Source organism: Streptomyces sp. NPDC111606, assembly GCF_055656945.1.
In genome coordinates, this window is record NZ_JBVKBY010000026.1 from 1 (window position 1) to 19,728 (window position 19,728).

16 protein-coding genes and 2 pseudogenes are annotated in these 19,728 nt (G+C 68.3%); 9 read left to right on the forward strand and 9 right to left on the reverse strand.

Annotated features, from left to right (window positions below; genetic code table 11):
- Nucleotides 1–627: 627 nt before the first annotated feature.
- From ACZ7M7_RS44120 to ACZ7M7_RS44140, 5 genes are all read right to left on the reverse strand, one after another.
- Nucleotides 628–3,543 carry an AfsR/SARP family transcriptional regulator gene (locus ACZ7M7_RS44120; protein WP_472127451.1) on the reverse strand — a complete coding sequence of 972 codons (2,916 nt, stop codon included), beginning with the start codon at nt 3,541–3,543 and terminating at the stop codon, nt 628–630.
- Nucleotides 3,544–3,801: 258 nt separating this feature from the next.
- Nucleotides 3,802–3,960: a hypothetical protein gene (locus ACZ7M7_RS44125; RefSeq protein WP_472127407.1), complete on the reverse strand. Its 159-nt coding sequence runs from the start codon at nt 3,958–3,960 to the stop codon at nt 3,802–3,804.
- Nucleotides 3,961–4,193: 233 nt separating this feature from the next.
- Nucleotides 4,194–5,465 carry a ferredoxin reductase family protein gene (locus ACZ7M7_RS44130; protein ID WP_472127452.1) on the reverse strand — a complete coding sequence of 424 codons (1,272 nt, stop codon included), beginning with the start codon at nt 5,463–5,465 and terminating at the stop codon, nt 4,194–4,196.
- 593 nt (nt 5,466–6,058) lie between these two features.
- The gene (locus ACZ7M7_RS44135) at nt 6,059–6,214 is read right to left on the reverse strand and encodes a hypothetical protein (protein WP_472127408.1); all 156 of its coding nucleotides are present in this window, start codon (nt 6,212–6,214) and stop codon (nt 6,059–6,061) included.
- A gap of 433 nt (nt 6,215–6,647) precedes the next feature.
- A complete protein-coding gene (locus ACZ7M7_RS44140) occupies nt 6,648–7,256 on the reverse strand; it encodes a hypothetical protein (RefSeq protein ID WP_472127410.1) in 609 nt (202 codons plus the stop codon).
- Between the two features lie 698 nt (nt 7,257–7,954).
- Between ACZ7M7_RS44140 and ACZ7M7_RS44145 the strand changes: the two genes are divergently transcribed.
- Nucleotides 7,955–8,509, forward strand: coding sequence for an ATP-binding protein (locus tag ACZ7M7_RS44145; protein ID WP_472127412.1), 555 nt, complete (start codon nt 7,955–7,957; stop codon nt 8,507–8,509).
- Nucleotides 8,506–8,964, forward strand: a complete 459-nt coding sequence (locus ACZ7M7_RS44150) for a Fur family transcriptional regulator (RefSeq protein ID WP_472127413.1) — start codon at nt 8,506–8,508, stop codon at nt 8,962–8,964. Before ACZ7M7_RS44145 ends, ACZ7M7_RS44150 begins: the two co-directional genes overlap by 4 nt.
- Before the next feature lie 160 nt (nt 8,965–9,124).
- Here ACZ7M7_RS44150 and ACZ7M7_RS44155 read toward each other — a convergent pair whose 3' ends face one another.
- A complete protein-coding gene (locus tag ACZ7M7_RS44155; protein ID WP_472127414.1) occupies nt 9,125–9,952 on the reverse strand; it encodes an SGNH/GDSL hydrolase family protein in 828 nt (275 codons plus the stop codon).
- Between the two features lie 554 nt (nt 9,953–10,506).
- Between ACZ7M7_RS44155 and ACZ7M7_RS44160 the strand changes: the two genes are divergently transcribed.
- The gene (locus tag ACZ7M7_RS44160; RefSeq protein ID WP_472127415.1) at nt 10,507–11,022 is read left to right on the forward strand and encodes a hypothetical protein; all 516 of its coding nucleotides are present in this window, start codon (nt 10,507–10,509) and stop codon (nt 11,020–11,022) included.
- A gap of 292 nt (nt 11,023–11,314) precedes the next feature.
- Here ACZ7M7_RS44160 and ACZ7M7_RS44165 read toward each other — a convergent pair whose 3' ends face one another.
- A complete protein-coding gene (locus ACZ7M7_RS44165) occupies nt 11,315–12,796 on the reverse strand; it encodes a flavin-containing monooxygenase (RefSeq protein WP_472127417.1) in 1,482 nt (493 codons plus the stop codon).
- Complete coding sequence (locus ACZ7M7_RS44170; RefSeq protein WP_472127419.1) at nt 12,793–13,743, reverse strand: patatin-like phospholipase family protein; 951 nt, start codon at nt 13,741–13,743, stop codon at nt 12,793–12,795. The genes ACZ7M7_RS44165 and ACZ7M7_RS44170 overlap by 4 nt, the downstream gene beginning before the upstream one ends.
- A gap of 58 nt (nt 13,744–13,801) precedes the next feature.
- Here ACZ7M7_RS44170 and ACZ7M7_RS44175 point away from each other — a divergent pair, with 58 nt between their 5' ends.
- The 4 genes and pseudogenes from ACZ7M7_RS44175 to ACZ7M7_RS44190 form a co-directional block, all read left to right on the forward strand.
- Complete coding sequence (locus ACZ7M7_RS44175; protein ID WP_472127421.1) at nt 13,802–14,395, forward strand: TetR/AcrR family transcriptional regulator; 594 nt, start codon at nt 13,802–13,804, stop codon at nt 14,393–14,395.
- Nucleotides 14,396–15,022: 627 nt separating this feature from the next.
- A complete protein-coding gene (locus tag ACZ7M7_RS44180; RefSeq protein ID WP_472127423.1) occupies nt 15,023–15,589 on the forward strand; it encodes a DUF4291 domain-containing protein in 567 nt (188 codons plus the stop codon).
- Nucleotides 15,590–15,785: 196 nt separating this feature from the next.
- Nucleotides 15,786–16,283: an SRPBCC family protein gene (locus tag ACZ7M7_RS44185; protein WP_472127425.1), complete on the forward strand. Its 498-nt coding sequence runs from the start codon at nt 15,786–15,788 to the stop codon at nt 16,281–16,283.
- Nucleotides 16,284–16,566: 283 nt separating this feature from the next.
- Nucleotides 16,567–16,980 (forward strand): annotated as a pseudogene (locus tag ACZ7M7_RS44190) (helix-turn-helix domain-containing protein); the annotation flags it as partial.
- Nucleotides 16,981–16,994: 14 nt separating this feature from the next.
- Here the strand turns inward: ACZ7M7_RS44190 and ACZ7M7_RS44195 are convergent.
- Complete coding sequence (locus tag ACZ7M7_RS44195; protein WP_472127427.1) at nt 16,995–17,603, reverse strand: TetR/AcrR family transcriptional regulator; 609 nt, start codon at nt 17,601–17,603, stop codon at nt 16,995–16,997.
- 143 nt (nt 17,604–17,746) lie between these two features.
- On the opposite strand from ACZ7M7_RS44195, the pseudogene ACZ7M7_RS44200 reads away from it, so the two are divergent.
- Both ACZ7M7_RS44200 and ACZ7M7_RS44205 read left to right on the forward strand, forming a co-directional pair.
- Nucleotides 17,747–18,485, forward strand: a pseudogene (locus ACZ7M7_RS44200) (APC family permease); the annotation flags it as partial.
- Between the two features lie 373 nt (nt 18,486–18,858).
- Nucleotides 18,859–19,575, forward strand: a complete 717-nt coding sequence (locus tag ACZ7M7_RS44205; protein ID WP_472127428.1) for a cysteine hydrolase family protein — start codon at nt 18,859–18,861, stop codon at nt 19,573–19,575.
- The last annotated feature ends 153 nt before the right edge of the window (nt 19,576–19,728 follow it).

Consider the following 19,728-nt stretch of genomic DNA (forward strand, 5'->3'; position numbering starts at 1 on the left):
GATACGCGCCGACCTCCACCTCGGCCTGCTCCAACTCGCATGCAGCATCATCTGCTTGAGACGTCTCCGAACCTCATTCTGAAACGATCAGTAAGAGGTAGTTGGCCGGGGCGTCCCTGAGGACTTGGATCCCTGAGTCTCACGACCACGATAAGTGGCGTGCGACGCGTTCCGTCATTGCTTCCCCTGGATAGGCCTGGCGGTCTGGCCGGCATGCCTGCGCTGCCGGCCAGACAGTATCCGTCCGACAGTGGCCTTGGGGCCGGAGAGCCTGCGTAACACGACGGGTGAGGAGCCGGACCCGTACCGAGCCTTCCGTGCGGTAGAGGCACTTCGTGTGTGGCCGGCACGGACCAGAGCACCCTGGACGATGCCCCCTGCCATGTGACAGTCGCTCAGAAGCTGCTCGGCGTAGGCGAGAAGGGCCTTCGCCTGCTCGAACACAGGGGTGTGCAGCGGGAGTTTCTTGCCGGCATCCGAGGGCCGGTTGCGACAATGGTCGGTCCAGGTGAAGCAGCACGCCCGGCGAGGCTGGGCAGCGTGCGCGTCCGGAGCACTGACGGATTACTGACGTAGAGGAGTTCGGCAGGGCCGGACGGGGTGGACGGCGCCAGGCGGGCGCCGTCCTCAGGCCTTCGGGAGATTCCCTCGCATGCCTGACGCAGCCGTGTCCTTCAGCCTGTCGCGGACACCCGCGGCGTCCGGATGGCCGATCTCGTCGAGGATGGCGAGTGCCTGCCGCCATGCGGACGAGGCCTGCACGTGGTGGTCTGCCGCATGGTGGGAGTCGCCGATGTGCACCAGGGTGTCGGCCTCGAGATAGCGGTCGCGGATCGCCCGGTACAGCTCGAGAGCAGGCTCGTAGCAGGCGAGCGCCTCGTCGTGAGCGTGCAGATGGTGATGGGCGTAGCCCAGGCTGTCCCACGCGGCGGCCTCGCCGTTGCGGTCACCGATCTCCCGGTGCAGCGCGAGGGCCTGACCGCATTCGCCCAGCGCCTTTGCGTATTCCCCCATCAGGATGTACGTCCAGCCGACCTCGTTGAAGACGCTCGCCTCCTCGCTGCGGCGCCCGGCCGTGCGGTAGAGGTCGCTCGCCCGCCGATAGTGGTCGAGCGCTTCGTCGTGCCGAAGCCGCCCGTTGGCCAGAAAGGCGAAATAGCGGTGTACGCGGCCCTGACCGGCGGGGTCACCGATTTCGCCGAACAACTTCAACGCGCGCGTGAGGTGGTCGCCGGCCTCCTCCCAGTTGCCCAGGCGGCCGTTGGCGAAGCCCAGTGCGCGGTGCGCGTATGCCTGGCCGCGTATGTCGCCCAGGCAGCGGGCCGCGGTCACCGCCGTCGTCTGCGCGACGGCCTGTTCCTGCCAGCGGCCGCTGCGGTCCAGATACCGTTCGAGGGTCGCGGCGAGCTGCCAGCTGTACTCGCTGTCTCCGTGCAGGCTGCCCTGCTCGATCGCGGCCAGCAGGACGGGGCGGTTGACGTCCAGCCAGGCCGCCGCTTGCGCCTGATCGGCGAACCGCGGCACGGTCACCTCAGCCGTGTGGGGCTTCGGCTCCAAGTGTTCCCGGCTCGGCGCGAGGATCCGCTCGGCGGCATGCGCGCTGTGCAGATAGTGGTCGAGCATCCGCCGCCGGGCGGAGCCGGGATCGTCCGACGCCTCCCGGGCCTGGCCGAGCTCCGCGGCGTAGGTGCGCAGCAGTTCGTGACAGCCGAACCGGCCGGGCACGGCCTCGAAGATCAAATGGGCACGCACCAACTCCGCCAGCAGCGGGCGTATCCGGCCGGGCAGCTGCCCTGCGAGGCTTGCCACGGCGGCGAGCGAGTAGTCCGGGCCCGGATGGAGGGCCAGTAGCCGGAAGATGCGCGCGGCCTCCGGCGACAGGAGGTTGTACGACCAGGAAAAGGCAGTTCTGGCGTCCGCGACGGGGGCCTCTACGGTGAAGGCATCGAGGCTGCCCCGGCTCTCCAGCAGTTCGGCCGCGACGGACGCCAGCGTAAATGCCGGATTCACGGCGGCACGCGCACTGACGATGGCCAGCGCCAGGGGCAGGTTTCCGCAGGCTGAGACGATCTCCGCGGCCGCAGCGGGCTCACGCGTGACACGGTCGGCGCCGAGCCTGCGGCACAGGAACGCCAACGCGTCTGCTTCGCTCAGCAGGTCCAGCGTGACGAAGTGCGCGCCCTCGCAGGCCACCAGTCCGCAGAGCTGGTTGCGGCTGGTGACGATCACCAGACAGCCGGGGGCTCCGGGTAGCAGGGGCCGGACGTGTTCGGTGTCGTGCGCGTTGTCCAGGAGGATCAGCATCCTCCGGTCGGCGAGCAGACTCCGGTACAGCGCGGCCTGCGCCTCGAGTCCGGCGGGGAGGCGATGGGAGGGGAAGCCGAGGGCATCGAGAAAGGACCGTATCGCCTCGGCCGCGCTCATGACCGAGTCGCTGGGATGGAATCCGCGGAGATTGACATAGAGCTGCCCGTCGGGGAAACGTTCGGCGACCTGGTGGGCCCAGTGCACGGCCAGGGTGGTCTTGCCCACCCCGGCCATGCCCCCGATCGCACTGATCACCACTGAAGACGCGACTTCCCGGGCAGTTGGCAGCAGTGCCCGGAGACCTTCCATTTCCTTGCCGCGGCCGGTGAAGACCGAAAGGTCGGCGGGGAGTTGCGCGGGGCGTACGGTCGCGGTGTCGTCGGGCTGGGCCGCGTTGGCCGGACCCGCGTTGATGCCGTGGAAGTCGTCGGGGGCGTCGGGTCCCGCTCCACGGGTCGGAGCCGGATTCCCCATGGGTACGGTCTGGGACAGCACCTGCTGCTGAGCGGCCTGCAACTCAGTGCCCGGTTCCACACCCAGTTCCCCCGCGAGACGGGCGCGTATGTTCCGGTAGACGTCGAGGGCCTCCGCCTGGTGGCCGGTGGCCGCGAGGACCAGGATCAGTCGGGCCTGCAGCATCTCGTCCAGCGGGTGCTGGGCGGCGGCCTGCCTGAGCGTGACCAGCACCCGCGCGCCGAGACCGGGTCCGGCCTCCAGTGCCTGCTCCGCCGCCTCCTTGAGGGCGGACAGATGCTCGCCGTCCACGGCGGCGAATACCGGATGGGACCTGACCTCGGGGGCGATTCCGGACGCCGTGGGCCCTCGCCACAGGGCCAGGGCCTCGATCAGCAGCTCCGTGGCCTCGGCCGTCCCCCCGCGCCGCGCCGCATCCTTCGCCTGTTGCCGCAGGTCCCGAAAGCGCAGCAGGTCGAGGCGGTCGGGGTCCACCTCCAGGCGATAACCGCCCGAGCCGCGCACCAGTCGCCGTGAGGCGCCCCTCGCCGGGCCGCCCGGTTCGAGCAGGCGGCGTAGGGACCCGACGTGCCGCTGTACCACATTGACGGCGCTGTCCGGTGGGTCCTGCCCCCACAGAGCATCGACGATGTCGTGTACGGCGACCGGATGCCCCGCCCGGGTCAGGAGCAGAGCAAGGAGGGCTCGTTGCTTGGGCGGCCCGAGCTCGAGCTCCGTGTTACCGCGCCATGCTCTGACCGGCCCCAGCACGGCGAAACGCATACGCACAAAACACTCCGTACCGGTAGCACATCTTCGCCCCCCATGTGCCCCGAGCCCCACGGGCCGGGCGACGACGGACGAGCGTACCCTCAGAGGGGCCCTGCGGTGCGGGACTCGACAGGTATCACCGGGCCGGGCCCAGCAACTGGAGGCACCCCAGCCGGGACGCAACCCACCGGTCGACCATCGTCGCGAGTTGCATGCCTCAACCGTCGACGGCGAACGCCGGCCAGATCGCGGAACGTCGTAACGCCTCGGTCAGACGCGGACTGTGGGCACCAAGTCATCGTCTCCATCCGGCACCAACGCTTCGGCCAGTTCCTGGGCTGTGTGCTCCACGTCCAGGGTGCGGCCGATGGCGCTGGTGGCTTCGCTGAGCACCAGCAGCCGGTGACGGGCCTCGTACTCGGCTGTCACGCCGACACCCCAGTACGCGATCGCGCACAGGTCTCCGTCGTCGTCTCTGACCGGCCAGAATCTGACGGCCCACGGGTGGGTGCAAGAGGCCGGCCAGTCGACCGGGGGTCACGTTCCCCTGGCGATGAGGCGTCAGCGTATGTGTCGGCCGAGCGCCTGCATCTGACCGGCGCAGGCGGGCTGCTCCAGCAGCTGACCAAGCGGTTGCTGGAGTCTGCCCTGGGGGAGCGGCGTCAGGCGAGGCTGAACTTCTCGGCATGTACCTGCCGATTGGGTACCTTCAGTTTCCGCAGCCCGCGAAGCACAGCCGAGGTCATGGCCGGCGGCCCGCATACATACACATCGCGCTCAGTGATGTCGGAGACCAGGGCGTGGAGGTTGTGCGGCTCGAACGGCTGTGTCCCCGCACCGGTCTGACCGGTGAGCAGGTGCAGCCGGCCGCCGCGGGCAGCGACCAATTCTCGCACCTCGTCGATGAGCACGGCATCGTTTGCGCTGCGCACTCGATAGAGCACCACGACATCGCCGGCCGTGTGCTCCTCCAGCAGGGCTCGGACGGGTGTGATCCCCACTCCGCCCGCGATCAGCAGTGCGCCCGGCCGCGTTCGATGCAATGAGGTGAATGCTCCGTACGGGCCTTCCATGAAGACACGGGTCCCGACAGGCAGGTGCCGCAGGCCCGCACTCGTCTTGCCGGCCGCTCTTGCCGTCAGGCGCAGCGACTGGCCGTTGGGGGCAGCCGACAGGGAGAACGGGTTCGCCAGCCACCAGTGGTTGTGCCCGGGGAAGCGCCAGATGGAGAACTGCCCTGCCCTGGCGGGCAGCCGGTCGAGGCGGCGGCCCGTGACGTATACCGACACCACGCTGTCCGACTCGGGCACCACGGCCGAGACCTGGAACCGGTGGTAGGCGTTGCGCCACACCGGCAGGACAAGCCGCCCGATCACGAAAGCACCGAAGGTGAGCAGCCACAGGGCCCACCAATACACTCTCCCGAACCCGGATGCCTTGAAGCTCGCGGGCTCCTGCAGCTGGTGGACGAACGACAGCCCTATGGCCAGGTACAGCAGCAGGTGTAGGCCGTGCCAGGTCTCGTACCGCAGCCGGCGCCGCAGGTTCCGGGTGGAGACCACGGCAATCACGACGACGATGACAGCGGCCAGGATGCCCAGCAGGGAAGCCGGTACCCCGCTCAGAGCAACCAGCGTCTTCAGCATCGATACGCCGTCGAGCCGCGCGTACCCGAGCACGACCAGCGTGGCGTGGGTGAGAAGAGTCCACAACAACGTGAAGCCGACCCACCGGTGCCACACCGTCAGCCGGTCCATGCCGATGCGGCGGTCCAGCCACGGCAGGCGTGCCACCAGCAGCAGTTGGAACAGCATCAGCAGCGCAGCGTGCAAGCCGAAGAACTTGGCGACAGTGAGCGTCCCGTTCTTGCCGGTGCCGCCGGTGAAGAACAGAATCTCGACGATCACCGTGTTCGCGATGACGAACGTCCACATCACCCACTGCGCCGCAACGCCCGGAAGTACGGTGCCCCGCTGCACCTGATAACTCGTCGCCACCCTCGCTACCTCTCGTTCGCCGCGCTGCTGCACTCGTGGCGCCCACACCCGCAACGCCACGAAGACCAAGGGCTCCAGCCTGTAGTGGGAACCCGGTCTGCTCTACGAGCCCGGGCCCAGATCGGTTCTCAGCACCCCTGGCGCGTGTACTCGTGGGCCTGCTGCGACCCAGTCCGATGGTCTGGTCCCGGCGTGCGGTGGGGAGGGTGGGCTGCTCGAAGGTCACCTACCGGTTCCGCAGCCCGGCGGGGCTCAAACCGTCAGCAAAATAGGGGCGATCACGACTCAGAAATCAAGGCGCGGAAGACCGCTCTGCCCGAAAGTGCAGAGTTATTCGACCAATGGTGTTTCATGGCCGTCCGGTCGACGATGCGTTGCTCATTGCTCACTTGGCAATGAAGTGTTCTCGGCAACGTCGGAAGGCGGAAGCAGCCGCCCGCGTTCTCATGGCCGAGATCGGTCAGGGTGGGCACATCACGCACCGCCGCAGCGCGCCGTTCGCCACCGCGCGCCACGGAAGTCCGCGTCTGTCAGCTGCATGAATCCCGCTGAAGCTGATCGGCGAGCTTCTGCAGTTCCCTGCACGTCGACCGCCAGAGGATCCTCGCCGCGTGTTCGTCCACGACGATGCAGCAGGTCTGCGCCTCCTCGCCCTCCTCGCCGATGGCCCACCAACCATTCGCCACGTCCCAGAGTGTGCTGGTCCGTCCATCTCCGAGGGCGAATGTGTGGCGTGTCAGCTTCGCCCACAGTCCCCATCCCTCGGGGCCGCAACTGCGGCGGTACTCGTGCTGCCATGTGTCAGCCACTTCGGGCTCATTCCGCTGGGCCGCCGCCAGTGCGGTACCGACTTCCTTCGGCACAGGGGTTTCCGACGCGCGGATCAGCTCACGTGCTGTCCTGGCGGCCTCCGTCGGGCGAACGGCATGCTCTGAGATTGCCGACTGAACCGTGGAGAAGCCCAAGTCTCTCAGCTCGTATGCCCGGCTGGCCGAAATGCCGGCTGCCGCAACAGCGGCAGCTTCAGCAGCACGCCACGCCCGTTCTGGATTTGCGTCCCGGAGGTCCGCGTACGAGTTCGCTGAGGGGGCCACCTCCCCGCCCTCGCTGCGCCACACATCAGGTGAGCGTCAGGACGGTCGCATCATCCGCATCGACAACACGCATGAGGGGCAGCAAGCTCCTCAACGCGAGAGGGGACCATGCGGTGAGGCTCAACTGCGACGCGGCTTCTGGCCCCGCACCGAGGCTGGCATAGGCAGTTGTGGAGCCGGCGAATTCTTGATGCATTCTGTCCACCAACTCGGCGCGCTCCGCTGTCATGGGCAGGTCGTACTGAGTCCCGCGGCCATTACAGCCGTAGCGTCGAATGGTGAGCACGGCGCCCTCATGGTCGACAAAGACCTCGGCCGCGCCCGTCAACCCGGGGTACTCCGTCGGCACGTGACGGAGCACACGTGACGCTTCCCGTTGCGGGTCGGCAGGAAAGGCATCGTCAGGGACCGGGGGAATGTCGCTTCGATACCTGGTGCCGAGAAGCGTGAACGCCTCGCGGCGGATGCTGTCGCCGAGGTCGCTGGTTCTGGAACGAAGGGTCGTGTACGAGTGCGGGGGCAGAGAGGCCAGCGAGGTCGTGGGTACGTCTTCGACGAGGATGCGAGTCCCCGGCTTCCACGAGATTCGGGAGCCTTCGGCGGTGCCTTCGATCGAAAGGTTCCCGTAGGACACGGAGCCCCCGTGCAGTTGGGGAGCGGTCCAGCCCGGCTCGAGACTGATCAAGAGTTCACCAGTGGGGAGAGCGACCCTCATTGAGGGCGGCGCCGGGAGAAGGTCCAGACTGAGATGGACATCGAGGTGATCAAGCGCCTGCCGCCCGTCCCGTCCCAGTCTGCGGGAGATCTCCACGAAGTGAGGGTCCGCAGCGTCGAGAAATCCGATCTCAGCCGCATGCAATGGCCCGCTGCTGGCGCCTTCGGCTCGTGTCCGTGCAGATCCAGGATCGGGAGCGTAGACGCTACGGCGAGTGAAGTCCCATGGAGGCTGCCAGTGAAACCCTGCCCGCATACAACGGGGCTCTTGAACATCGTTTTCCGTTATGACTGTGACCGCATCCGAGCGCTCGCGCGCGGGCGTCGCGGCATGACGTGGGCACAGGCGAACTCTGTGCGGTTTCCACCGCAGTGGCGGCCCACCGTTCATCACCGCATCGCGGCGAGCTCACCGGGGTCTTTTCGAGAGGCTACTTGAACCGTCGTGAGAGCTCCAAGCTGATTGCCTCCTGGGCAACGGATCCGGTTGAGCCGAGGCCGCGCGCGATGGTGTCTGGACTGAGTCTGGAAAGAAGACCTTATCCATACAATTGACTCATTCCAGAAAAGGCGTACCTTGGGAAGTGCCCCGATCCTCCACTCGAAGGTGCGCGCCTCATGGACCGCACAGTGCCGCTCGAACCCCTCCCGGGCGGAACGGTCGTCGATCAGGCCTTCCCCGCCCTGCCCCGGCCCTGCGCCCCATCGGCGACCGTCGGCGCTTCCGCGGGTGAGGAGAAGGTGCAGTCGTTTGTCGCCGGCCCCTGGACCTTGCCGTGGTCCCCCACGGCATGCGCCCAGGCGAGGTCGGCCATACGCGACGTACTGTCCCGATGGGGCCTGGGCGGTCTCGTCCCGACCACCGAGCTGCTGGTCAGCGAGCTGGTCTCCAATGCGCTTCGCCATGCTGTCGGCCCGTTGGTCCTGACGCTCGAGCGTGTGTCCGATGTGCGCTGCCTGGTCTCCGACGGTTCTTCGGCACCTCCCCGCCCGACCGACGCAGGCCTGGAGGCGGAGCACGGCCGCGGACTCGCGCTCGTGGGCATGCTGGCCGCACGTTGGGGCTGGGAGCACCGGCCCGCGGGCAAGAGCGTGTGGTTCGAGCTCTCCGCAGACACTGACCCGCCGGGCCGGGACGGAGGCGAAGACGACAGGAAGGACGGGGTGACATGACGACCGTGACCGACGCCGAGGAGCCCATGGCGCTGGCCGCGGCACGGCTGCGCATGGCAGGCCTGCGGGTGACCGCCCCGCGCATGGCCATCCTCAGGGCGGTCCAGGAATCGTCCGGCCACCTTGACGCCGATGCCCTGCGCGGGCACGCCCAGCGGGTCACCGGCCACCTGTCCGTGCAGGCCACCTACAACGTCCTGCGCGCCCTCACGGACGCCGGCCTGGTGCGGTGCACGCAGATCCCCGGACACCCGGCCCGCTACGAGACCGAGCGCCACGACAATCACCACCACTTCGTGTGCCGCGCATGCGGCACCATCCGTGACGTGGTGTGCACGGTGGGTACGGCTCCGTGCATGGACCCGCAACTGCCGGAGGAGTACGACACACAGGAAGCCGCGGTAACGTTCTGGGGCCTGTGCCCCGACTGCCGGACAGAGGCCCCCGCACCCTGACGCAGACCTCGATGACCCGCGCGGGTGCGAGTGCGCCTGGGGCTGTGATGCAGGCGCATGGCACCTGAGCGGGCACCACCTCCGGCGGTCCCGGGAGAGGGGGCCGCCGGAGGAGCTGATGGGTGCGTGCTGCTGTCGCCTCACCCAGGAACCGGCGCGATCAGGCTCGGTGGGCTCCGCCGCACCGAGACAGCGCGCGGTTCACGGCTGTCGCCATGGCCTGCTCGCCTTGTGCGTTCGGATGGGCCGGCGCCGCCGGGGCCTCGGCACCGAGGTTTTCGATCCAGCGTTCCCCTACGGGACGGCACATGTCGTGGCCGATGGTGGGCGTGTATGTGTCGACGTACTTGGCGCCCGCGAGCTTGGCCCGGCGAGCGATCATGGCGTTGAGGGCCTTCGTCTTGTCTCGCAGGTAGGCAAAGTCGCCCGCGGCGATGGGGACGCTGGGGCTTGTGCAGCCGACTCCGCTGTCGGGGAAGAGCGATGGGTAGCCGACCATGAAGACCTTGGCTCGCGGGGCCCGGCTGCGAATCTCGGCGATCACCTGGGAGATCTTCGGCGCCGTGGCCGCGATGCTCTGCTCGACCTGGTCGATGCCGCCCTGAGTGAGGTGGTCGCGGCATGGGCTCGCGGACGGCGCTCCGGCGGTCAGCGCGGCGCAGCGCCTGAGCACCGCGGAGAAGCCGATGTCGTTGCCGCCGATGCTTACGGTGACGAGGTCGGTCCTCCGGGAGAGGGCGGCGTACTGTGCGGCAGCGGCACCCTGGGCGACGGCCAGGTCCGCTGTGCTTGCCCCCGAACAGGTGACGTCCGTGAGATGTGCCTTGTTCTGCGCCCCCACGAGATGTGGGTAGTTGCTGCTGGAGCGGGCGCACACCGGATCGATTTGCTCTAGCACGCCCGGAGCGGAGGCGTAGGAGTCACCGAGCGCGACGTAGTCGAGCGATCGGGGGTACTGGGGTGCCGCATGTGCGGCTGAGGGCAACATCGCGCCTGCCAATGCGCCAGAGGTGATTGCGGCGCTGAGCGCAGCCGCGCGACAGCGTGAGAGACGGGTAGTGCGTGGCTTCACGGCTTCCTTTGTTCTGAGTCGGGTGGTTCCGGCTGCCGGCAGAGGTGAGAGGTGTACGCAGGTGCGGGTACCTCGGGTCTCTGCCCGCTCTTCTCGCTCGTCACTACGCCGCTCCCGGTCTCAGGGTTCACCCCAGTGAGTGCGCGATTCGGTGATCTCTGCGAGTGGCTTGTTCTGCCGCTGGCACGAACAGCGCGGCCAACGCCGCCACTTGACTGGTAGTGAGTTTCTGCGCGAGGAGGCGGTGGGCCCTTCAGGGGGCGTTGGGCTAGGCCAGACGTCGACGGCTTGTCTCGCGCGCACTGTCCGAGATCTTCCGTCTCGAACGCACTCGCAACCATCCGCGCAGGACTGCATTGACCATGCGCTGTTGAGCGCCGCCAGCGGGCTCCCTCACTCGTCGGCCATGTGTGTGGAAAGGTCATACCGGAGAAACTTCCGACGGCGATCTCCGAGCCGGGAACCCCCATGTGAGCACCGCCATGGTGCGGCGGAACGTCAAGCACGTCGCCACCCGGGCGCTCGCGAACACCACCACCCAGGCCTCCACCGAACCCCCGCCCGCCTGGGCCCAGCACCTCAGGACCGCCATCAGCGAGCGCCGCTTCGAGCGTGTGACCGAGCTCTTCGCCGCCGCCGACCGCGAACCGATCGGCCATGGACCGGGCGCCGACCACCTGCGCGAGACCTTCGCGGCCATCCGGGCTACAGCGACCGAGATGAGAGCGACCAACCAGGCACAGCGCGGATATCTCCGCGGCGAACCTCCCGCCCAACCGCCGGGCACTGCTCACCGAGCAGCCCCACGACGTCGACCGCGTGATCCGAAGGACCACCCGATGACGCCTGCGGCGGTGTCCGCTGGGACCGAGCAGGCCTTGCGCGAGGCGACGGAGCGGTTGTTCACCGGCCAGCCCACCCGCACCGGCGGCAAGTTGACCAAGAACAACCTCTGGCGCGAAGCCGGCGTCAGCCGGGCACCATGAATCGCGCGACTTCGGTCCTTGCGGACTGGGACAACCGCGTCGGCCAAAGCCCCGCCACCCTCCTCGTCGAGAGTGACGCCCTCCGCGAGTGACTCGTCAAGCGCTCCGACGTCGTCGTTCTACTGCCGTTCGCCCGTCGAGAGTGCTCCGTATTTGACGGCCAACTGAGACGAGAGTCATGTCTCGGGGGCGCGACGCCTCTGCCGGTGCTGGGCCAGGGAGAGCAGCAGCGGGTCATGTGCGTTGACCAGCAGGAGGTCTGTGGCGCCGCGCATGTCGATGGCGGGGAATCTCATGCGCTGAGTCCCTGCCGGTCGGCGGGGCGGATGACGGTGAAGTCTCGGGCGTCGAAGCGTGCCACCCTCGTGCGGAGCCGGCCGGTGGACCAGGGCCAGCTGAAGCTGTTGCGGCCGTTGGCGTCGAGGTAGTAGCTCCGGCATCCGCCGGTGTTGTAGACGGTGCCTGCGAGCGCGGCCTGCAGTTCGGTGTTATAGGCGCTCTGCACGTCGTGGCGTACCTCGATCGATGCCCACTCCTGGGCGCGTGCTGAGCGGATCGCGCCGAGGGCGAGATCGAGCTGGGCTTCGAGGATGGTGAACGCGGAGCTGTGTCCGGTGCCCAGGCCGGGACCGAGGAGTAGAAACGCGTTGGGGAACCCGGCGGTGACTGTGCCGAGGTAGGCCTCGGGGGAGCCCTGCCAGTGGTCGGCGAGGGAACGTCCCGCGCCGTCGTGGATAAGGTTCGACAGGGGCATGTCGAGGATGTGAAAGCCCGTGCCGAGAACGATCGCGTCCACTTCGGCGTTGCTGCCGTCGGCGCCGAGCACGGTGCTGCCGTCGACCGTGCGGACGGCGCAGGCGTGCACGTCCACATTCGGGCGGGTCAGGGCCGGGTAGTAGTGGTTGGAGAACAGGATGCGCTTGCAGCCGATGGTGTAGTCGGGGGTCAGCTTGCGACGCAGTTGACGCTCGCGGACGGTGGCGCGCAGGTGTGCGCGTGCCACGGCCTGTACGCCGCGCAGCAGCGAGGGCCTGCGGAATCCGCGGCCCAGCATCTCCATGGCACGGTACTCCACCGAGGCCACCGCGGCCCGGGCGCCGGGCACGTGCCGCATCGCCCACCGCTCGGCCTTCGGTATGCGATGGTCCGGCTTGGGCAGCACCCACTGGGCAGTGCGCTGGAACAGGTGGAGCCGGTCGACCTGGGGGGCGATGGCCGGGACGAACTGCACGGCCGATGCCCCGGTGCCGAGCACCGCGACCCGCTTGCCGCGCAGGTCGTAGTCGTGGTTCCAGCGCGCGGAGTGGAACACCTCGCCGGGAAACTCCGCAAGGCCCGGGATATCGGGGATGAGTGGCTCGTTCCACGGCCCGGCACCGGCGATCAGGAACCGGGCGGTGAACTCGCCGACATTGGTGCGGATCCGCCACCGTGCCGCGTCGGGCTTCCAGCGTGCGTCGGCCATGTGCACGCCGAACCGGGTGTGCTCGCGCAGCCGGTACCGGTCGGCGACCCCTTTCACATAGGCGAGGATCTCCGGCTGATGCGCGTACACCCTCATCCAGTCCGGGTTCGGCGCGAACGAGTAGCTGTAGAGCCGGGACGGCACATCGCACTGGCAGCCCGGATAGGTGTTGGCCCGCCACGTGCCGCCGAAGTCGTCGGCGGTCTCGATGATCAGAAAGTCCCGGATCCCAGCCTCGCGCAAACGGACCCCCGCGCCGACCCCGGAGATGCCGGCGCCGATGACGATGACCTCGAAATGGGCGCTCATGTCGTGGTGCTCCTGTCGATGGCTCGCTTGACACGGTTGGGCGCGGTACGCAGGGAGACGTCGAGGGTGGCCGGGCGGCGGGCGACGTCCATGAAGTTGAAGCCCATGACGGCCAGTTCCTCGGCGCCGGGCTCGATCCGCACGACGCGGGTCCCCGCTGCCCGAAGCAGGTGTTCCTCCGCGTCGAGGGTGCGGGTCATCCAGCGTCTGAGGACGCGTTCGAGGCGGCTCAGCCCGGTGGCGGGCGCGCCCCCGGACGTCGCCATCGGGGCGACGATCACCACCTCGTCCAGGCCGAGCGGGGCAACGAGGTCGGCCGACGTCGGCGACAACACCCCGCCGTCGAGGTAGGAGCGTCGGTCGATTCGTACGGGAGGGAACCAGCCCGGGATCGCCCACGACGCGGCCATCGCGCTGCCGATGTCGGCGACCGGGGCGTCGGGCGAACCGAACGCGACGCGTCTGCCGGAGCGCGTCTCGGTCGCCACCAGCCACGTACATGACGAGGCTAGCCACGTGTGGCCGTCCGCCAGCGCGGCGCCGAATCCCCGAAGCCACCCCGCATCCCCGCGGCCGCGCGGCAGGAAGCCGAGCAGCCCCGACCCGAGCGGGACACGGCCCCGGGCTGCCGCCGCCGTCAGCCCGGCGCCCGGCAGTCCCGGCCACGGAACCGGTGGCAGGGCGCCCGGGTGCGCGCCGACGTGCCGCAGGAGCAGCGGGTCCGCGTCGGACCGGCCCAGCAGTGCCGCGAGCAGGTCGGAGACCGACCGGCCGGACCCGAGCGCGGACACGACCTCCGCTCCCGCGGACGTCCCCACTAGGACCTCTGCCGTGCGGGCATCCCAGTCGAGCTGCTCCTCAACCGCGGCCAGCGCCGCAACCGCCCATGCGAAGCCGAGGGTGCCGCCGCACCCGACGACCAGTCCGCGTCGTTGACGCCCCGCCATAGATTCTCCCGGTATTTGAAGTCCATGGGAATTCGAAAGCTAGCGGTATCCTCCGGGGATGGCAAGACTGACCCGGGCCGAGAGCCAGGCCCGCACCCGCGAACACGTCCTCGACACCGCATACGCGCTCTTCCTGGGCGACGGCTTCACGGCGACGTCAATGGACCGTGTCGCTGAGGCGGCGGGCTACTCGAAGGGGGCGGTGTACTCCAACTTCGCCACCAAGAACGAGCTATGCCTGGCCGTCCTCGACCGCGTCGCCTCGGAACAGGTGACACAGCTGGCCGCCGCGATGGGCGACGCGCCCCGCTTCGAGGACCGGATCGCAGGGTTCGCCCGCTGGGCTGAGGAGACCATCGGCGACAGCTCGTGGACCTCGCTGGAAGTCGAGTTCGCCACCGCCAACCGCCGCGACAAGCAGGTGTGCGAGCAACTCGCCCAGCGCCGGCGCACCGTCACCGACGCGCTCGCGGACCTGATCCGGGCGCAGGCGGACGAACTCGGCAGCACACCTTCCCTGCCCGCCGAGACCGCCGCCCTGACCCTGCTCAGCCTCGGCATCGGGCTCGGCGTCCAGCGTGCCTTCGACCCGACCGTCCCGGTGCAGCCCCTCGTTGACCTGCTGCGCAGCGTCCTGAGCGGGCGTCAATGAGGGTGCCCATGTTGCTGCGCTGACGGTGCGGGCACCCGGCTGGACAGGGCGGCTCGGAGGCGAGCGGGGCGATCGGCGCGAAAGCCGTGTTGCCGAGGGAGCGCTGAGCATTGCGCCGCTCACGGAGCCGTAGCCGATCCGGAACCCCTGCGGACGGCCTGTGCCGCGCCGCACAGTGGGGTTCAGCGTACGGCCAGTGGGCCAGCTGTTGTCGTTCCGATCTGCGTCGATCGTGGTGAGCCGTGATGCTCCAGGATTGTCCTCCGTAAAGCCACTGCGGTAGCGGCCGTTACAGCCGCCGCGTTCCTATCCCCGGTCGGCGGGGCCTCACATCCCTCTGCTGCCACGATGCCAACCCGCCGACTCGCCTGCTTCCGGCCGATGTCCAGGGCGTCCCGACGGCGCCGGGCCCGCCAGGCGGTGAGAGGAAATGGGCCGCCGACGGCACCTGGGAGAAGGTCTTCACCGCCCTGCTCGCCCAGGCCGACGCCGAAGGCGACTTCGACTGGGACGTCGCGGTCGACTCCACCAACGAGTGGCTCTGAGCAGCGCATTCGAACCGGCCCCGGGGGCGGTAAGGCAAAATCGGCTCGCCGCGCCGGCGGACCAGATGGCAGGGTGCGACGCATGACGCCCCAATATCAGATTCGTGCCGACTACGACGCTCGCACGATCGTGGTCTATCAGGCGTATTCGCCTGCCATTGCTGACGCGGCACTGCGGGCGGGCCGCTTCGTTGCGCCGTTCTCGTTCCACCGAATGACGTGGATCAAGCCGTCGTTCATGTGGCTGATGCACCGCAGCAACTGGGCCCGCAAGCCCGGCCAGGAACGCGTTCTCGCGGTGCGGATTACTCGGGAGGGCTGGGAGGATGCCCTGTCCCAGGCCGTGCTGACGACCGCCGACCCAGCGGCCGTGGCCCAGGCAGCCGTACATGTCCAGTGGGACCCGGAGCGCTCGCCGCGCGGAGCGGCTCTGAACCACTACAGCATCCAGGTCGGCATCGGCCGCCACCTGATCCGCACGTTCACCGACGACTGGATCGTCAGTCTCACCGATCTCACCCCCCAGATCCGCAAGGCCTCGGCACTGATACAAACCGGGCACGCCACCAAGGCACAGCGGCTGTTTCCTGCGGAGCGCACCTACCCAATGCCCCAGGCACTGGAACACGTCGTTTCTCCAGGTAGATGACGGCGGACTGGTGAGGGTCCGCCCACGGCCATCGTACTGCGAGCACTTTCGACACACGCCTTAAAGGCCTTTAATGCCTGTTCCTCAACCGGCCGGGGGCGGGGCGCAGCATTTTCCGGCGCCGGCCGCGGGTTCTGCCCTGCCCCGCCCTGCCGGGAGAGATCGTGATCTACGGTCGGGAAAACGTAGAATGGGCATGGCGGTCATTTACGGCACCTTCGGTGGGAGGTGGTGCGTGATGACACAGGAAGGCGAGTTGAGACTGCATCTGCAGCGTACCCTGGACGGATTGTGCTCGGTCGTGTTCCGAGAGCTGACCGAACCCCAGAAACTGGCCCGCTGGTGGGGCCCGGACGGGTTCACCGTCCCGAGTGTGGAGAGCGAGCTCCGCCCAGGTGGTGCCTACCGGATCGCGATGCAGCCCCCAGAGGGCGAGCTTTTCTACCTGGTGGGCGAATTCATCGAGGTCGAGTCTCCAGAACGCCTGTCGTATACCTTCCGCTGGGAGGATCCCGACCCCGAGGACCGGGAGACGGTGGTGACGCTGTCGCTTCACGACCTCGACGTCGCACGGTCCGAGCTGGTCCTGGACCAGGGCGACTTCGCCACGGAGCGGCGGCGGGCTCTCCACGAGGAAGGCTGGAGTCAGAGCCTCGGCAAGCTCGGGGACCTGCTCGCGTCACCATTGGATTGATCACTGTCCAGACGCCTGACCAGCGTTGCCCGGCATGACGACGGACCCGGCGTGACTGTGGGCCGCTAACCGTGCCGACTGGGGCTGAAGGGCCGAGCAGGTCCGCGACCCTGGCGAGCGCCGGACACCCGAGACCGTCCGCGAACAAGAGGATCAGGCGGGCGCCGAACAGCAGACCGAGCGCATGCCCGGCTCCTCCGTCATATGGCCCGGCCTGATCGGCAACTGGTGGACCAGCTGCAGGAGTTCACCGCAGGCCGCTGGGCCAGCCGGCATCGCGTACCCGCAGCCCTTCGCTGGATGCCTGAGCGACCCGGAGCTGACTGGCATGACGGAACCGGCGCTGGACGAACTCGTTGACCAACTTGCCCAGAGGCTCGATGAGTTACGTGAGCCAGGACGGCTCCAGCAGCGAGGCGAGGAGCGCATCCGTGCTCGTGGCGCAGGGGCCAAGGACAAGCTGACCACTGCCGACAGAGTCGTGGTCACTGTGCTCTACCTGCGCAATTCGGCACCTGGGACCTGCTCGCCCAGCTCTTCGGAGTCAACGCCAGCACCCTCACCGGGGCCGTTCGGCAAGCCTCTCCGGGCCGAGGACGGCTACAGCCACCCTCGAAACGCCAGGTTCCGCACGCCCGCTGACGTCACCGTGTTCCTCGCGAACAGCAGCCCCGCCGAGACGAAATCAGCATGCTGATTCTCTGCGAGCCCTTAGACAGATACCCGGGCCATGTCCAACAGACGGGGCAGCGACACAGTGAGGAAGCGATCGAACGGGACGCGGCTCCGGTCGACCCGGCCGCGCATGACAGCTCCCTCCCAGCACTCGATGATCATCGATGCCAGTTCCGTCGTATCGGTGGTCGCGGTGACGTCACCGGCGCTCCTTGCCTGTGCCAGACACGCACCGATGAGAGCCGACCACTGGTCCATGATGTCCGCCAGCCGCTGCCGTGCCTCGCCGTTGTCATCGGTCAGTTCGAGAGCGAGATTGCCGAGGAGACACCCGAGCGCGAATCCCCGCTCGGCATGTTCCTGGGTCAGGGACTCGAAAAATGCCACGAGGCGCCTCACCGGCGGGGCCGACATGTCGGTGAGGAGCACGCCGTGATCACGGATGACTCCGGCCCAGTAGTGGTCGATGACCGCAGCCACGAAGTCGTTCTTGCTGTTGTAGTAGCTGTAGAACGATCCCTTCGGGACGTCGGCTGTGTCCGTGACCTCCTTGATTCCCACCGCGTTGATGCCGCGAGCATGGAAAAGGGTCAGTCCGGCGTCGAGGAGCCTCTCGCGGACGAAGGGATTGGCAGGTCGGGGCACATGCACAGCCTAACCCTCGGCGACGGATCCGTTCAGGGCGGTCACGGTTGAGCATCGGGCCGCCGCAACAGAACCCCGCCGGGACCGGCTGCGTAGCAGGGAGTGAACGCCCCTCCGCATCGTGCGTGACGGAAAGCGAATTCATGAGCAACCACAAGGGCGGAGGGCTTCAGGCCAACGCCCTCGGTACGTTCGACATTGTCGTGATGGCGGTCGCCGGTAGCGCCCCGGCCTACTCGCTGGCGGCGACCACCGCGGTCCTTGTCGGCACGGTGGGCCTGGCCGGCTCCGCCGCCCTGCTGTACTGCGCGATACCCATGCTGGGCATCGCGCTCGCCTTCGGCTACCTCGGCCTCGACGTGAACGCGGGGGTCGGCTACTCCTGGGTGGGCCGCACGCTGCACCCCTTCCTCGGCTTCATCAGCGGCGGGGCGCTGGTCGTCTCGGCCACCATGTTCATGGTCGCCGGTTCTTTGCCCGCCGGGGCGATGCCCCTCTCGCTCGCCCGACAGCACCGCTGTGACCACCGTCGTCGGCGCCGGTTGGTTCCTGATCATGCTGCTTGTCGTGCTTGGTGGGGCGGGGCTCACGGTCCGCGCGCAGCTGCTCATGTCTGGCGTGGAACGAGCCATCCTGGCCGTCTTCGCGGTCGGTGCCCTTCTGCACAGCCACCACGCCCAGCCCTTCGACTGGTCCTGGCTCGGCTTCGGCCACTTCGATCGGGATGAACGGATTCGCCTCCGGCGTGGTGATTGCCGCCTTCTACTACCGGGGCTGGGACGGCACCAGCAATCTCAGAAGGAGACCCGCGACAGCCGCCGTACCACGGGCCTCGCGGGCCTGATCGGCGTAGGTGTCGTCTTCCTCCCGTTCGAGGTGTTCGCAGCGTGGTGTCGTCCTCCACAGGGCTGCGCCGGCCGCGCGGGGCCAAGCCGGTGAGGTCGACGTGGTCGGCGACGGGATACCGGGCAGGATCCGGTCCCGGGCCGGTGGCTGTGTGCGGTGGGCGTCGATGTCGATGTCGATGGCGACCAGGCCGACCAGGCCGACCAGGCCGACCAGGCCGACCAGGCCGACCATGCCGGCCATGCCGGCCGGGCCGCAGGCGATACCGACGCTCTCGGCGGCCACTGTGGTTCGTCCTCGGACACTCAGATGTGGCGTGTGCGCCCCCGCCTTCATTAACAGACGACTGGTCACTTATTATTCGGGAGGCTTCATCCATCTCCCGTATCGACAGACCAGGAGTCCGACCATGACAACTGCCCGGGCCAGCCTCTATGCGGAACCCTCCACACCCGCGCTTCCGGCCAGCGGCCTGCAACTCGACCTTCCTCGCACGGCCCTGGTCGTCACCGACCCGCAGATTGACTTCCTCAGTCCGCAAGGGGCCACCTGGGAGATCTTCGGCGCCAGCGTCACGGACAACGACACGGTCGCCCACATCGGACAGCTTCTTCAGGCCGCCAAGACCGCCGGTATCACCGTGGCGATCTCGCCTCACTACTACTACCCGTCCGACGACGCCTGGAAGTTCGGCGGCCCTCTCGAGCAGTACATGCACAGCGTCGGCATGTTCAGGCGCCGAGGGCCCCTCCTCCTCGACGAATTCGCCGGCTCCGGGGCCGACTTCCTGCCCGCGTACCAGGAGCACATCCTCGATGGCGCAACCGTCATCGCCTCGCCGCACAAGATCGTTGGGCCCGAGTCGAACGACCTCGCCCTCCAGTTGCGCAAGCGCGGCATCTCGCAGGTCCTGCTGGCCGGCATGGCAGCCAATCTCTGTGTCGAGGGCCACCTCCGCGAACTCATCGAGCAGGGCTTCGAAGTGGTCGTCGTCCGCGATGCCACAGCCGGCCCGCGGCTCCCGGAAGGCGATGGCTATCTCTCCGCCCTCATCAACTTCCGCTTCCTGGCGAGCGCCACCTGGTCGACCGCCGAGGCCGTCACAGCGCTGCGAGGCAGCCAATGACACCGTGGACGATCGCGCAGATTCTCCAGACGCCCGATCATGGCTCATCCGGTCGGCGGACCGTAGCGTCGCAGTCAGCCCCGCCGACGGCCCCGCCGATGTCATCCGCGGCCAGAACACACACTGGTGGAAGGCACAGCACGCGGTACGGGC

Excerpts from the sequence above, each read along its gene's own strand:
- ACZ7M7_RS44120 (WP_472127451.1), bottom strand. The coding sequence starts at position 3,543 with ATGCGTTTCGCCGTGCTGGGGCCGGTCAGAGCATGGCGCGGTAACACG.
- ACZ7M7_RS44130 (WP_472127452.1), bottom strand. The coding sequence starts at position 5,465 with ATGTGGACGTTCGTCATCGCGAACACGGTGATCGTCGAGATTCTGTTC.
- ACZ7M7_RS44145 (WP_472127412.1), top strand. The coding sequence starts at position 7,955 with ATGGACCGCACAGTGCCGCTCGAACCCCTCCCGGGCGGAACGGTCGTC.
- ACZ7M7_RS44150 (WP_472127413.1), top strand. The coding sequence starts at position 8,506 with ATGACGACCGTGACCGACGCCGAGGAGCCCATGGCGCTGGCCGCGGCA.
- ACZ7M7_RS44155 (WP_472127414.1), bottom strand. The coding sequence starts at position 9,952 with ATGTTGCCCTCAGCCGCACATGCGGCACCCCAGTACCCCCGATCGCTC.
- ACZ7M7_RS44165 (WP_472127417.1), bottom strand. The coding sequence starts at position 12,796 with ATGAGCGCCCATTTCGAGGTCATCGTCATCGGCGCCGGCATCTCCGGG.
- ACZ7M7_RS44170 (WP_472127419.1), bottom strand. The coding sequence starts at position 13,743 with ATGGCGGGGCGTCAACGACGCGGACTGGTCGTCGGGTGCGGCGGCACC.
- ACZ7M7_RS44175 (WP_472127421.1), top strand. The coding sequence starts at position 13,802 with ATGGCAAGACTGACCCGGGCCGAGAGCCAGGCCCGCACCCGCGAACAC.
- ACZ7M7_RS44180 (WP_472127423.1), top strand. The coding sequence starts at position 15,023 with ATGACGCCCCAATATCAGATTCGTGCCGACTACGACGCTCGCACGATC.
- ACZ7M7_RS44185 (WP_472127425.1), top strand. The coding sequence starts at position 15,786 with ATGGCGGTCATTTACGGCACCTTCGGTGGGAGGTGGTGCGTGATGACA.
- ACZ7M7_RS44205 (WP_472127428.1), top strand. The coding sequence starts at position 18,859 with ATGACAACTGCCCGGGCCAGCCTCTATGCGGAACCCTCCACACCCGCG.